This window comes from Oerskovia merdavium (assembly GCF_014836755.1).
Lineage (GTDB): Bacteria > Actinomycetota > Actinomycetes > Actinomycetales > Cellulomonadaceae > Oerskovia > Oerskovia merdavium.
The window spans coordinates 106,105-120,320 of record NZ_JACSQF010000015.1; the positions used below are offsets into that span (position 1 = coordinate 106,105).

Below are 14,216 nucleotides of genomic sequence, written 5' to 3' on the forward strand. Positions count from 1 at the left end.
CCCGGCGCTACAGTTCGCCTCATGCCCCACGACGTCGCCAACGCCCGATCCGCCGCCTTCGCCGAGGCTCTGCGCACCCGCGTGGTCGTCGCCGACGGCGCCATGGGGACCATGATCCAGGAGCAGGACCCGAGCCTCGAGGACTACCAGCAGCTCGAGGGCTGCAACGAGATCCTCAACGTCTCGCGCCCCGACATCATCGCCGCCGTCCACGACGCCTACCTCGAGGTCGGCGTCGACTGCGTCGAGACCAACACGTTCGGCGCCAACTGGTCCAACCTGTCGGACTACGACATCGAGGACCGCATCCGCGAGCTCGCCGCGGCCGGGGCACGCATCGCGCGCGAGCGCGCGGACGCGTTCTCGACCCCCGAGCAGCCGCGCTGGGTGCTGGGCTCGATGGGCCCCGGGACCAAGCTGCCGAGCCTGGGGCACACGACGTACGCGAACCTGCGCGACACGTTCGCCGAGCAGGCCGCGGGCCTGCGCGAGGGCGGGGTCGACGCGATCCTCGTCGAGACGAGCCAGGACCTGCTCCAGGCCAAGGCCGCGGTCAACGGCTCGCGCGCCGCGATGGCCGCGGAGGGGCGGTCGGTGCCGGTCATCGTGCAGGTCACGGTCGAGACCACGGGCACCATGCTCATGGGCTCGGAGATCGGCGCGGCGCTGACCACGCTCCAGTCGCTCGGCGTGGACGCGATCGGCCTGAACTGCGCCACGGGACCCGCCGAGATGAGCGAGCACCTGCGCCACCTGTCCAAGCACGCCGAGATCCCCGTGACGTGCATGCCCAACGCGGGCCTGCCCGTGCTGGGCAAGAACGGCGCCTCCTACCCGCTCACGCCGAGCGAGCTCGCGGCGGCGCACGCCCAGTTCGTCACCGAGTTCGGTCTGGGCCTCGTGGGCGGGTGCTGCGGCACCACGCCCGAGCACCTGCGCCAGGTCGTCGAGGCCGTCCGCGCCCGACCCGTGACCCCGCGAGACCCTGCCCGCGAGATCGGCGTCGCGAGCCTGTACTCGCACGTCGACTTCGACCAGGACGCCTCGTTCCTCGCGATCGGCGAGCGGACCAACGCCAACGGGTCCAAGGCGTTCCGCGAGGCCATGCTCGCCGAGAGCTGGGACGAGTGCGTCGCGATCGCGCGCGCCCAGACGCGTGACGGCGCGCACCTGCTGGACGTGTGCATCGACTACGTGGGGCGCGACGGCGTCGCGGACGCCCGCGCGGTCGTCTCGCGGCTCGCGAGCGCCTCGACGCTGCCGCTCGTGATCGACTCGACCGAGCCGCCCGTGATCCAGGCGGGCCTCGAGCTCATCGGCGGGCGCGCAGTCGTGAACTCGGTGAACTTCGAGGACGGCGACGGCCCGACCTCGCGCTACGCGCGGATCATGCCGCTCGTCAAGGAGCACGGCGCCGCGGTCATCGCGCTGACGATCGACGAGGACGGCCAGGCCCGCACGGCCGACGCGAAGGTGGCCATCGCGAGCCGCCTGATCGACGACCTCGTGGGCACCTGGGGCATGCGCATCGAGGACATCGTCGTCGACACCCTGACGTTCCCCATCGCGACCGGGCAGGAGGAGACTCGCCGCGACGCGATCGAGACCATCGAGGCCATCCGCGCGCTCAAGGCCGCCTATCCGGGCGTGCACACCACGCTCGGCGTCTCCAACGTGTCGTTCGGGCTCAACCCCGCCGCGCGCGTCGTCCTCAACTCGGTGTTCCTGCACGAGGCCGTCGAGGCCGGGCTCGACTCCGCGATCGTGCACGCGGCCAAGATCCTGCCGCTCGCGAAGATCCCCGACGAGCAGCGCCAGGCCGCGCTCGACCTCGTGTGGGACCGTCGCGAGTTCGACGCCGAGGGGAACATGACGGTCGACCCCCTGGCCCGGCTGCTCGACCTGTTCGCCGGCGTCGACTCGGCGTCGCTCAAGGACGCCCGCGCGGCCGAGATGGCGGCCCTGCCGCTGGGCGAGCGCCTCGAGCGGCGCATCGTCGACGGCGAGCTCAAGGGGCTCGACACCGACCTGCAGGCTGCGCTCGACGAGGGCTGGAAGGCCCTCGACATCGTCAACGACCACCTGCTCGAGGGCATGAAGGTCGTGGGCGAGCTGTTCGGCAAGGGCGAGATGCAGCTCCCGTTCGTGCTGCAGTCGGCCGAGGCCATGAAGACCGCCGTGGCCTACCTCGAGCCGCACATGGAGAAGTCCGAGGACGCGAGCGGCCGGTCCAAGGGCACCATCGTGATCGGCACCGTGCGTGGCGACGTGCACGACATCGGCAAGAACCTGGTCGACATCATCCTGACCAACAACGGCTACACCGTGGTGAACATCGGCATCAAGCAGCCCATCGCCGCGATGATCGAGGCCGCCGAGGCCCACGACGCCGACGTGATCGGCATGAGCGGGCTGCTCGTGAAGTCGACCGTGGTCATGAAGGAGAACCTCGAGGAGCTCAACGCCCGCGGGTACGCGCAGCGCTGGCCCGTCCTGCTGGGCGGCGCGGCCCTGACGCGCACGTACGTCGAGGACGACCTGGCCGACGTCTACCAGGGCGAGGTCCGCTACGCCCGCGACGCGTTCGAGGGCCTGCGACTCATGGAACCGCTCGTCCGCGTGGCGCGGGGAGAGGCGCGCGACGCCGTCGGGCTGCCTCCCCTCAAGAAGCGCCGGCACGCGACCGTGACCGTGACGCAGACGCCCGAGGAGGACCTGCCCGCCCGCTCGGACGTCGCGGCCGACAACCTGGTCCCCGACCCGCCCTTCTGGGGCACGCGCATCGTCAAGGGCATCCAGCTCGCCGACTACGCGGCGTTCCTCGACGAGCGCGCGACGTTCATGGGTCAGTGGGGGCTCAAGCCTGGGCGCTCGTCCGGTGCGGAAGGCGCCGCCGGGGCGTCGTACGAGGAGCTCGTCGAGACCGAGGGGCGCCCGCGCCTCAACGCGTGGCTCGAGCAGATCCGCACCGACGGGATCGTCGACCCGTCGGTGATCTACGGGTACTTCCCGGTGTGGTCGGAGGGCAACGACGTGGTCGTCGGGCACCACGACGGGCCCGACGGCGGCTCGGGCGGTCCCGTGGGGACCGAGCGGCTGCGCTTCACGTTCCCCCGGCAACGGCGCGACCGTCACCTGTGCCTCGCGGACTTCGTCAAGCCCCGCTCGTGGGTCGAGGAGACCGGACGCTACGACGTCCTGCCCGTCCAGCTCGTGACCATGGGCGACACCGTCGACGTGCACACGGCCAAGCTCTTCGCAGCCAACAAGTACCGCGAGTACATGGAGCTGCATGGCCTGTCCGTGCAGCTCACCGAGGCGCTCGCCGAGATGTGGCACTCGCGCGTGCGCACCGAGCTCGGGTTCGCGGACGAGGAGCCCGACGACGTCCAAGGGATGTTCGACCTCAAGTACCGCGGGGCGAGGTTCTCGCTGGGATACCCCGCGTGCCCCGACATGGAGGACCGGCGCAAGGTCGTCGAGCTGCTGCGGCCCGAGCGAGCGGGTGTGGTGCTCTCGGACGAGCTGCAGCTGCACCCGGAGCAGTCGACGGACGCGTTCGTGTTCCACCACGCAGAGGCGAAGTACTTCTCGGTGTAGGGTTGGCCGTATAGCATAACCCCAGGTCAGAGCGGTTTTCGTACCTCCACGCAAGGTCATACGGGGCCACACCTGTGGCTACACTCGGGGCTGCGCCTTGGTTCGGTACGTCCTGGGGCTCGACGTCGACGCCCACCTTCGCAGCCTGCTGCGCGGTGGCCGCCACCGCAGACTCGCGCTCGGCCGCGGCCTTCCCCTTGGTCTCGACGTCCGCAGCCTGGGTGAGCCACGCGGTCCGCTCGTCCTAGAGCGTGGCAATCTCTTCCTGGTAAGCGCTCGACGGACGACTCGAACATTTCGCAACTGGCCACTGCACCGGCCAGCTCCGTGCCAGGTTTTCTCAGGTGCGAGCGGGATGGTGACGTGTCTCCTCGGGCGTACCGCCTCTCCACGCCCCGTGACCGGACCGAAGCTCCGAAGCTGATCAGACGGCGACGCTGGGCACCTTGCCGGGCCACACCGTGTCGGGCAACGCCCACGGGCTAGGTGGACAAGGTCCATCAGCGGACATGGATCGGGTCCCGACCTGCGTGTGGTCGGGACCCGTCGTCGTTCTAGTCCTCGTCACTCTCCTCGTCATACAGGTCGACATCCGGGCCAGGAATGACCACCGGTGCAATTCCCGCGTCAGCGAGTGCGAGGTGAACCTTCGAGGAAAGGTCATGCTGAGCGTCAGTCCAGCCCTGTACGTACGCCAGTTGCGCCGCAGCGGCCACGGCTGAGCCCAGGCGGCTGTAGGTCCCGAAGGACTCGACCACTCCGTAGTTGCCAGTCTTCACACGAACAACCTCGATGTTGCCGTTCCCGGCCTTGCGCCCCGTCCAGTAGGTGCCATCGGAGGTGTAGTTGCGATACCCGTTGCTGTTGGTCTCTGCAGTTGTCATGCGCCGAGCGTGGCGGTAGTCCACCTGAATGGACAGGCCCTGGGCGCAATTTCACCCAGACGCAGATGGAGGGCTCAGAACACCCCACACTCCCTGACGGCGTGGCGGAAACCCCGAGGCCAGCCACGGAGTCAGCACAGCGAGCCTCCGACCCGTCGGGGACCACGTAGGAGGTGGGATGCCCCGAGGTTGGTCCCCCTGCTCCCGCAGTGGACTCTGCGCCGCGGTGTCGACCGTCGCTGACCACCTCCCAGCCGAGCGCGTCGACCTAGTAGCCATTGGAGTGGATCCCGACGCCCTAGGCCACGGGCGCGCCCGTGTCACGACCGCAAGGCAGCCCGCAGGCTGGGCCCGCCCGTTGGGCGTCCGAACCGGTCATCACACCACGACCGCGGACGAGCCCGGCAAGGACAGCGTCGCAGAAGGAGTCGGCACGGATCCCCTGAGGCTTACGCGACGCGCACATGGCTCCGTACCAGATCACGCCAGCTGGATCCTCGTCGACGGCAGAGTTCGACGAGAACCAGCGCGCACTGGCGCGCGTCCGCGCCCGCTTCATGGTGCGCGTGAGCAGGGATGCTCAACGCCGCTGAAACCTCGGGCAGCCGATACGAGGGCAGGTCCAGCGCCGACCTGGCGGCATCGCGTGTACACAGCCACGGCGAAGGCGACGCGCGGATCCCGTAGACCTCGCTCGCCCGCGCCATGACGGAGCGGTCGAAGGAGGCGTTGTGCGCAACGAGCGCGTCCCCGCCGGCGAACTCCATCACCTTGGTGTAGACAACGTCCCAGGCAGGTGCGCCCACGACGTGGTGCGCCTGGATGCCGTGGACGCCGACGTTGCGGTAGTTGAACGACTCGTGCCCGGGTGGCGGCTGGACCAAGGTCTCGAGCGCGTCCACCACGATCCCGTCCCGCACCTTCACCACACCCACGGCACAGACCGAGGCTCTCTGTGGATTGGCAGTCTCGAAGTCGATCGCTGTGAATGACAGACCGGGCAATGCGGCAGGGGGCATGTCGGGCATAGTAGATGAAGATGCTCGGAACTCAGTCGGCGTCCACCACGGACAGAGACACACGTCAGCAGTAGTAACCTGCGGATCGTGTCCAACCACCTCGGCTTCGGTGTCCCCTTGTCCCGCCGCAACATGACAGCACTCCGGAGCGCGCTCGAAGCACTCCAGCCCGGGGTGGACGTCGTAGCGCACTTCCGCTTCTCCGAACACGGTCAGTTCACCGTCGCCGGTCCTGTTCGTACGGACCTGACCGACACCGTGCTCAAGGTCGGCTGGTTGGATCTGACGAACGGCAAGAAGGCAGAGCCAGTCTCGGAGCTGCAGGCCCTGACGACGCTTGTCGTGGAGGACGACGATCTGTCCGATCTCGCGACGACAGATTACGACGAGCTCCGATCCCTTGTCTCGAGCCTCGACGCAGGTGACCTCGTCACTGCCGACTTCGACTTCGAAGGCTGTGGCAGGTTCACGATCTCTGGCGGGGTCCGTCGGAACGAACGTGGCACACGATGGGTCCTCGCGGGCCACCATCTCACTCTTGGTGATTCCCCTGCGCCCCGGCTGCGTCGCCTGGTCATCGAGCGAAAGGCGACCGTGCTCGCCACTGTCGGCGCTGCGGACGACCTGTTCGGCGGCTGAGTCCTCAACGCGGTCCAGCACTTTCTGTCCTCCCAGCGTCGACCTCGGAGCCGTCGAGTGACCTCTGGGCCGACTCTCGCACCGAGACCCCGATGACTTCTCCCCCGTCGCCCGGTCTACCCCCATGACCCTGCCGCCGACCCACCGGAGCACATCATGGGATCGATCGAGATCGAGCTGTTCACAACCCTGGACCTCGTCGGGCAGGCGCCCGGCGGGCCCGACGAGGACCCGATCGGGTTCCCGTTCGGCGGCTGGCAGGCTCCCCTGCTGGACGACGTCGCCGGTGAGCAGGTCGCTGCCGCGTACGAGGGCACCGACGCCCTCCTGCTCGGGCGCCGCACCTACGACATCTTCGCCGCGTTCTGGCCCCACCAGGAGGGTGGCCAGGACGACGACTTCGCGACGCTGTTCAACCGCATCCCCAAGTACGTCGCTTCGCGCGGCAAGCCCGACCTCTCCTGGGCCGGGTCCACGCAGCTCGGCCCCGACCTCGCCGCCGCGGTGCGTGAGGTCCGCGACCGGCACGAGCACGTCAAGGTCGTCGGCAGCCTCGGCCTGGTGCAAACGCTGCTGCGCGAGAAGCTGTTCGACCGCCTCGACCTCTGGGTCCACCCGATCGTCCTCGGCGTCGGGAAGCAGGTGTTCGACGGCGGCGCCGTCCCCACCAACCTGACTCTGCTCGAGCCGCCCGCCGCGAGCCCTGCAGGCACGGTCATGCTGCGTTACGGTCTTGCCGACGGCACGCCCGCGACGGGCGACATGGCCGCCGCCGACCGCGGCGTCACGGACGCTGCCGCCCAGAACCACTGAGACGGGACGACGCATGGCGATCCAGCGGCTGGACAACATCGGCATCGTCGTCGCCGACCTCGACGCGGCGGTCGCGTTCTTCGTCGAGCTCGGGATGGAGCTCGAGGGCAGGGCGCCCATCGAAGGCGCCTGGGCCGGGAACGTCGTCGGGCTCGACGGGATGCGGTCCGAGATCGCGATGCTGCGCGTGCCCGACGGGCCCGGGCGGCTCGAGCTGTCCGCCTACCACTCGCCCGACGCGGTCGACATCGGCCTGGGTGCGGCGCCGTCGAACACCCTGGGCCTGCACCGCGTGATGTTCGCGGTCGACGACATCGACGACACCGTCGCCCGGCTCGGCACGCACGGTGCCACGCTCGTCGGCGAGATCGTCCGGTACGAGGACGCCTACCGACTCTGCTACCTCCGCGGGCCGGAGGGGATCATCGTCGCCCTGGCCGAGGAGCTGGGCTGACGAGGGCTCGGCCCCGGAGACCGCCGAGGTAGAACGTCCTGCGCGAGGTAGTACCCACCGGGTTCTACCTCGCGCAGGACGTTCTACCTCGGCGAAAGACGAAGCGACCTCACGCCGCCTGCGGCACCGCCACGAGTCCCCGCGAGCGCTCGAGCCGCTCCACGAGCAGCGTGCCCGCGGCCACGACCGGCAGGAGCACGAGGTTCCCGACCAGCATGGTCCGCAGGAACGGCAGCCCGGCGACGTAGCTCGCCACGAGCCCGTCGAGCCCCGCGGGGTACCAGACCCCGCGACCCTGGAACCAGACGCCGAAGTTGGTCCAGAAGAAGAACCACAGCGACCCGCCGACGCCCAGCCCGGCGGCTGCGCCCACGCGCCCCCACCCCGACGTGCTGCGCGTCAGGAGAGCTGCGAGGCCCACGACGAGCCACGCGCTCCACGTGAACAGCGCGATCGACGTGTTGCCCAGCGCGAGGTCCGAGACCACCGCGACGACCAGCGGCGCCAGGAACGCCAGGCGGTGCCGGACGAGGACCGCGGCGACGAACGCCGCCGAGGTCACGAGCTCGAGGTTCGGCGGGGCGCCGATCTCCTCGCGCACGAGCCGGAACACGATCGCGAGCGCGACGAACGCCACCGCGATCGCGGGGCGCCACCAGCGGGTCAGTAGGTCTCGAGCTTCCACGTGATCTCGTCTCCCGTCTCCGTCACGAGCGACCCGGCGCCGACCTGGGCCATCTCACCGTTCACGTACAGGGCCCAGAACTCCTTGGCGGAGTCCTGCGCCTCGCGCCCGTCGATCCCCGTGACGAACGCGTTCTCGCCCTCGCCCTGGACCACGGCGGTGGGGTCGGCAGCGACGAGCAGCTCGAGCGCGGTCTTCCCCGCGACGCCCTCGTAGGTGAGCTCGACGTCGTCCGCCGAGTCGTCAGCGTCGCTGCTCGTCGCGTCGTCCGCGGACTCGGACGCGTCGTCGTCGGCGGCGACCGTCGAGGAGGCCGTGGTGTCGGCCGCGGGCGTGTCCTCACCCTGGGCGCATCCGGCCAGGAGGCCGACCGCGAGCAGGAGGGACGTCAGGGCGGTCAGCGAGCGTGCCGGGGTGGCACGAAGAGTCTGGGGGTTCACACCTGGCAGTCTACGAACGCTCGCCCCGAGGCGGGGCGAGCGCCCAGCAGACGGGACGTCAGGCGTCGATGCGCGCCCTGTCCAACCCTGCGGCCCCCGCGATGATGAAGTCCTTGCGCGGTGCGACGTCCGATCCCATGAGCAGCTCGAACACGCGCTCGGCGGACTCGGCGTGCTCCGCGGTGACGCGGCGCAGCGTGCGGTGGCGCGGGTCCATGGTGGTCTCCGCGAGCTGGTCGGCGTCCATCTCCCCGAGCCCCTTGTAGCGCTGGATGTCCTCCTTGTAGCGCTTGCCGGACCGGTCGAGCTTCTTGAGCACGTCGCGCAGCTCGGCCTCGGAGTACGTGTAGATGTACTCGTTCTTGCGCGAGCCCGCGCCGATGACCTCGACTCGGTGCAGCGGCGGCACGGCCGCGTAGACCCGGCCCGCGTCCACGAGGGGGCGCATGTATCGGAAGAAGAGCGTGAGCAGGAGCGTGCGGATGTGCGCGCCGTCCACGTCGGCGTCCGTCATGAGCACGACCTTGCCGTAGCGCGCGCCCTCGAGGTCGAACGAGCGCCCCGAGCCGGCACCGATGACCTGGATGATCGCAGCGCACTCCGCGTTGCGGAGCATGTCCGTGACCGAGGCCTTCTGGACGTTGAGGATCTTCCCGCGGATGGGCAGCAGCGCCTGGAAGTCGGAGCTGCGGGCGAGCTTGGCCGTGCCGAGGGCCGAGTCCCCCTCGACGATGAAGAGCTCGCTGCGCTCGACGTCGTCGCTGCGGCAGTCCGCGAGCTTGGACGGCAGCGACGAGGTCTCGAGCGCGTTCTTGCGGCGCGAGATCTCCTTCTGCTTGCGCGCGGTGATGCGGGCGCGCATCTCGGCGACGACCTTGTCGAGGAGCAGGGAGGCCTGCGTCTTCTCGTCGCGCTTGGTCGAGGTCAGCATGGCGCCGAGCTGCTGCTCGACGACGCGCGCCACGATCGCCCGGACGGGGGCCGTCCCGAGGACCTCCTTGGTCTGCCCCTCGAACTGCGGCTCGGCGAGCCGGACCGTGAGCACGGCCGTGAGGCCAGCCAGGACGTCGTCCTTCTCGATGCGCTCCGAGGCGTCCTTGGTCGACACCTTGAGGCGGCGCGCGTTGGTCTCGACGCCCTTGCGCAGGATCTTGAGCAGCCCCGCCTCGAAGCCCGCGAGGTGCGAGCCGCCCTTGGGCGTCGAGATGATGTTGACGAAGGTCCGCAGCTCGGTGTCGTAGCCCGTGCCCCAGCGCAGCGCCACGTCGACCTCGCAGTCCCGCGTGACCTCCTGCGGGGTCAGGTGGCCCCGCTCGTCGAGGACCGGGACGGTCTCCTTGAACGTGCCCGAGCCCGTCAGGTGCCACGTCGCGGTGACGGCGGGGTCCGGGGCGAGGAAGTCGACGAAGTCGACCGTGCCGCCCGAGTGCTGGAAGCTCTCCTCGACCGGGCCGTCAGCGCCGGGCGTGCCCGGCAGCCCGCGCTCGTCGCGCAGCGTGATCTTGAGGCCCGGGACGAGGAAGGTCGTCTGACGCGCGCGGGTCACGAGCTCGTCGTAGGAGAAGACCGCGGTCTTGGGGAACACCTGGCGGTCCGCCCAGTAGCGCACGCGCGTCCCGGTCTTCCCGCGGGGCGCCTTGCCCACGACAGCCAGCTCGGAACGCTCGACGAAGGGCGTGAACGTCGCGTCGGGGTCAGGTCCGGACGCCGGGTCGGCGAACACCCCGGGCTCGCCGCGGTGGAACGTCATGCGGTACGTCTTGGAGCCGCGGTCCACCTCGACGTCGAGGCGCGAGGACAGAGCGTTGACGACCGAGGCGCCCACCCCGTGCAGGCCGCCCGACGCCGTGTACGAGCCGCCGCCGAACTTTCCGCCCGCGTGCAGCTTGGTGAAGACGACCTCGACTCCGCTGAGCCCCGTCTTGGGCTCGATGTCCACGGGGATGCCGCGGCCGTTGTCCTTGACCGTCACCGAGGTGTCGGCGTGCAGCACGACCTCGATCGCGTCGCAGTTGCCCGCGAGAGCCTCGTCGACCGAGTTGTCGATGATCTCCCAGAGGCAGTGCATGAGACCGCGCGAGTCGGTGGACCCGATGTACATGCCGGGTCGCTTGCGGACGGCCTCGAGTCCTTCGAGGACGGAGAGGTGCCGTGCGGTGTAGCTGGACTCAGAGGTGGTCGTCACGAAGGGAAAGCCTAGACGCTGCCACCCACAGGTCCTCGCCGCCGGGCCGTGACGCGTCGCACTCGGTCGCGGCGTCCACCGTATTCCCGAGTAGCCGCGGCTACGCGGGTAGCGAACCCGGGCCATTTCGGTACGAGGAAAGGGTCCGGGGATGATTACATGGTCACGTGACTGCTACGACGACTGAACCGCTGACCGTGGCCGACCGTTGCGACCGTTGCGGCGCCCAGGCGTACGTGCGCGTGACCATGCCGAGTGGGGAGCTGCTCTTCTGCGCCCACCACGCCCGCGCGCACGCTGCCGCCTACGCAGACATCGCGACGCACGTCCAGGACGAGACCGACCGCCTGCTCGCGGAGCACGGCGCTCGCTGAGACCCCTCGCGTGCGCTCGACGCACGCAGGCACCCTGAACCCCGACCGGTGAGTACCACCGGCCGGGGTTCTTTCTGTCCGGACCCGATGCTCGACGCACGAGAGGCCCGCCCCCCCGCAGGGGTGCGGGCCTCTCGGCGCTGCTGGTCGGACCGGTCAGTCCAGGTAGTCGCGCAGGACCTGCGAGCGGCTCGGGTGACGCAGCTTCGACATGGTCTTGGACTCGATCTGACGGATGCGCTCACGCGTCACGCCGTAGACCTTGCCGATCTCGTCGAGCGTCTTGGGCTGCCCGTCGCTCAGGCCGAAGCGCATGGAGACGACGCCCGCCTCACGCTCGGAGAGGGTGTCGAGAACCTGGTGGAGCTGCTCCTGGAGCAGCGTGAAGCTCACGGCGTCCGCGGGGACCACGGCCTCCGAGTCCTCGATGAGGTCACCGAACTCGCTGTCACCGTCCTCGCCGAGCGGCGTGTGCAGCGAGATGGGCTCGCGGCCGTACTTCTGGACCTCGACGACCTTCTCGGGGGTCATGTCGAGCTCCTTGGCGAGCTCCTCCGGGGTGGGCTCGCGGCCCAGGTCCTGGAGCATCTGGCGCTGCACGCGGGCCAGCTTGTTGATGACCTCGACCATGTGCACCGGGATACGGATGGTGCGGGCCTGGTCGGCCATGGCGCGCGTGATGGCCTGACGGATCCACCACGTCGCGTACGTCGAGAACTTGTAGCCCTTGGTGTAGTCGAACTTCTCGACCGCACGGATCAGACCGAGGTTGCCCTCCTGGATCAGGTCCAGGAACAGCATGCCGCGGCCCGTGTAGCGCTTGGCGAGCGAGACGACCAGTCGCAGGTTGGCCTCGAGGAGGTGGTTCTTGGCGCGACGACCGTCGCCCGAGATCCACTCGAGCTCACGGCGCAGCTTGGGCTCGAACGTGTCGCCCGAGCTCAGGCGCTCCTCGGCGAACAGGCCGGCCTCGATGCGCTTGGCGAGCTCGACCTCCTGCTCGGCGTTCAGCAGCGCGACCTTGCCGATCTGCTTGAGGTAGTCCTTGACCGGGTCCGCCGTGGCGCCCGCGGTCACGACCTGCTGGGCCGGTGCGTCGTCGTCGTCCGCGTCGGAGTAGACGAAGCCACGCGACTCGTCGGCCTCCTCCGCGGGCTTGGCGGCGGTCGCGGGGGTCTCCGCGTCGTCGTCGGTCTCGACGAGGTCCTCGACCACGACCTCGTCGGAGTCCTCGTCGTCCTTGGCGCCGCGCTTGCGGCGCGTCGTGGCCGCGGCCTTGGGGGCGGCCGTCTTGGCCGTCGCGGCACGCTTGCGCGCCGCGGGTGCCTTGGCAGCGGGCGCGGCGGCCTCGTCGGTCGCGGTGTCAGCGGACCCGGCCTCGGCGGCGGTGGCCGCGGCGGTGCGCGTCGTCGTGACGGCACCCGCCCGCGGGGTCGCGGCCTTCTTGGTGGCGGGCTTGACGGCCCGGGACGTCGTGGTGGAGCGCGAGGAGGTGGCGGCGGCGACCTTGGTCGCGACGGGGATCTCGACCTCGACACCGGCACCGGCCAGTGCACGCAGCACGGCCTTCAGACGCTTGGGGTCGCCGATCGTCGCGCTCTCGCAGGCGTTGCGGAAGCTCTCGGCGTCGACCCGACCGTTCTCACTACCCTTGCGCAGCAGTTCCTGAAGCGCGGGGTGTTCGAACTCGTGCGGGAGAGCGGGGTTCTGGGAAGAGGGCGCCACAAACCGACCTTTCGGCAATCACTGGAGGGGCGTGCCCGGGAGATCGGAGGACTCTCGGATCATGTGCGGACACCTATATTGTACCGGCCGAACCGTCGTCGGACGCCGGTGAAGCGTGTTCCGGCGCGGGTGAGTTGCCGCCTACGGGCCTGCACACGTCCACTCCGCTGCTGTCGTCCCCTGGTCAACGCACCGAGGACGCGGAAGATTCCCCCCGACGATGGTCCTGGTCACACCCTCCCGCCCGCGCGCGTCGCGCGTCCGTCCGAGCGACGCCGCGAGGGCGCTGCGAGCCTCGTCAGGGCCGGTGGGGCTTGACCGCGAGCACGGGGCACGGGGCGTCCAGGAGGATGCGCTGGGCGTTGGACCCGAGGATGAGCTTGCCGACCGGGCTCCGTCGCCGGAGTCCGATGACGATCAGGCCGGCACCATGCGTCTCCGCGGTCGACACCAGGTCCTCGGCGACCTCGCCCGTGCCCGTCACGACCTGGTGCGCGACCCCTGCCGCGTCGAGCGGCGCCGTGATGCGGGCGATGTCCGCGAGCCGCTCCTCGACCTGCTCGGGGAGGGACCGGCCGTCCTTGTCGCTCACGACGACGAGGAGCTCGCTCCGACGGCTGATCGCCTCGTCGACGGCCGTGCCGAGCGCCTCGCGCCCCTCGGGGGTGGACAGGTAGCCGACAACGACTGTCATGGGAATCCTCCGTCATGCCTGAGGCATGCCTGCTGGCGCGCGCGGCACGGGCTGCTCCCGGGCTGCGGACCGGGACCACCCCGGCAGGTGCGACGGTACCGGAAGGCCCGTGGATCCTCACCTCCCGGCGCCCGCCTCGGCGCGCGCCCAGCCCGGTGCGAGCCCTGCCTCGAGCGCACTCCTCACGAGCAGCGCGAGCCGGTAGGCGGGATCGGCGTCGAGCGCCCTCCCGAGCCGGTCCGCAGCGAGCCCGCCGTCCCCCTCCCACCAGGCGAGGAGGGCGAGGAGCGTGAGCGCCGGCGCCTGACGCCCCGTGCGACCGGCTCCCACGACAGCTTCCAGGACCGTGCGCGCGACGCGCACGACGTCCGGGTCCGGCGGGAGCCCGACCGCGGGGTCGACCATCGCCGCGATGGCCGAGGCGGTCCCCGCCTCGACCTGCGGTCCCGGGACGGCGGTCGCGGTGAGGCGCGCGACGTCCTCGGTCACCCCGGCGAACGAGAGCAGGACCGCGTCCCGGACCGGGATGCTCTCGAGCGCAGCCTCGAGACGCCCCAGGAGAGCAGGCGGCAGCGCCGCCTCGCCCCCGTCCTCGCACCGGTCGACGACCGCGACCGCGGCCCGCCACGCCTCGAGCCCTCCGGCCCGCCAGCCGGCCGGGGCGTCCCCGCCGCCCGCGAGCGCCGTCTCGCGGTCGGCGCGCC

At 70.3% G+C, this 14,216-nt stretch carries 13 protein-coding genes; 5 read left to right on the top strand and 8 right to left on the bottom strand.

The genetic code is table 11. From position 1 onward, the window contains the following. Positions 1–21 precede the first annotated feature (21 nt). Positions 22–3,600: a methionine synthase gene (metH, locus tag H9641_RS14705; protein WP_191805042.1), complete on the top strand. Its 3,579-nt coding sequence runs from the start codon at positions 22–24 to the stop codon at positions 3,598–3,600. Between the two features lie 554 nt (positions 3,601–4,154). Here the strand turns inward: metH and H9641_RS14710 are convergent. Further along, positions 4,155–4,484, bottom strand: coding sequence for a hypothetical protein (locus H9641_RS14710; RefSeq protein WP_191805044.1), 330 nt, complete (start codon positions 4,482–4,484; stop codon positions 4,155–4,157). Between the two features lie 449 nt (positions 4,485–4,933). Further along, positions 4,934–5,503, bottom strand: coding sequence for a 3'-5' exonuclease (locus H9641_RS14715; RefSeq protein WP_191805046.1), 570 nt, complete (start codon positions 5,501–5,503; stop codon positions 4,934–4,936). A gap of 87 nt (positions 5,504–5,590) precedes the next feature. Here H9641_RS14715 and H9641_RS14720 point away from each other — a divergent pair, with 87 nt between their 5' ends. From H9641_RS14720 to H9641_RS14730, 3 genes are all read left to right on the top strand, one after another. Continuing rightward, positions 5,591–6,142, top strand: a complete 552-nt coding sequence (locus H9641_RS14720; RefSeq protein WP_191805049.1) for a hypothetical protein — start codon at positions 5,591–5,593, stop codon at positions 6,140–6,142. A 156-nt stretch (positions 6,143–6,298) separates the two neighbouring features. Then, positions 6,299–6,955, top strand: a complete 657-nt coding sequence (locus H9641_RS14725) for a dihydrofolate reductase family protein (RefSeq protein WP_191805051.1) — start codon at positions 6,299–6,301, stop codon at positions 6,953–6,955. 13 nt (positions 6,956–6,968) lie between these two features. Then, positions 6,969–7,409 (top strand): VOC family protein, encoded by a 441-nt coding sequence (locus tag H9641_RS14730; protein ID WP_191805053.1) that lies wholly within the window; start codon positions 6,969–6,971, stop codon positions 7,407–7,409. 109 nt (positions 7,410–7,518) lie between these two features. Here the strand turns inward: H9641_RS14730 and H9641_RS14735 are convergent, their stop codons facing one another. Genes H9641_RS14735 through H9641_RS14745 form a run of 3 tightly spaced genes read right to left on the bottom strand, consistent with a single transcriptional unit; the run spans position 7,519 to position 10,719 of the window. Beyond that, positions 7,519–8,094 (bottom strand): DUF6580 family putative transport protein, encoded by a 576-nt coding sequence (locus tag H9641_RS14735; RefSeq protein WP_056650199.1) that lies wholly within the window; start codon positions 8,092–8,094, stop codon positions 7,519–7,521. Beyond that, positions 8,073–8,534: a DUF4430 domain-containing protein gene (locus H9641_RS20780; RefSeq protein ID WP_191805055.1), complete on the bottom strand. Its 462-nt coding sequence runs from the start codon at positions 8,532–8,534 to the stop codon at positions 8,073–8,075. The genes H9641_RS14735 and H9641_RS20780 overlap by 22 nt, the downstream gene beginning before the upstream one ends. 58 nt (positions 8,535–8,592) lie before the next feature. Beyond that, a complete protein-coding gene (locus H9641_RS14745; protein ID WP_318244611.1) occupies positions 8,593–10,719 on the bottom strand; it encodes a DNA gyrase/topoisomerase IV subunit B in 2,127 nt (708 codons plus the stop codon). Between the two features lie 167 nt (positions 10,720–10,886). Between H9641_RS14745 and H9641_RS14750 the strand changes: the two genes are divergently transcribed. Then, entirely contained in the window at positions 10,887–11,093 is a 207-nt protein-coding gene (locus H9641_RS14750) for a DUF7455 domain-containing protein (protein ID WP_056650208.1), read from the top strand. A 156-nt stretch (positions 11,094–11,249) separates the two neighbouring features. On the opposite strand, the gene H9641_RS20250 is transcribed toward H9641_RS14750, so the two are convergent. From H9641_RS20250 to H9641_RS14765, 3 genes are all read right to left on the bottom strand, one after another. After that, the gene (locus H9641_RS20250; RefSeq protein ID WP_318244612.1) at positions 11,250–12,818 is read right to left on the bottom strand and encodes an RNA polymerase sigma factor; all 1,569 of its coding nucleotides are present in this window, start codon (positions 12,816–12,818) and stop codon (positions 11,250–11,252) included. 298 nt (positions 12,819–13,116) lie between these two features. Next, on the bottom strand, positions 13,117–13,512 hold the full coding sequence (locus H9641_RS14760; RefSeq protein ID WP_191805059.1) for a universal stress protein: 396 nt from the start codon (positions 13,510–13,512) through the stop codon (positions 13,117–13,119). 117 nt (positions 13,513–13,629) lie between these two features. Then, positions 13,630–14,216: DUF4192 family protein (locus H9641_RS14765; RefSeq protein WP_191805061.1), on the bottom strand; the 587-nt coding region annotated here is incomplete at its 5' end.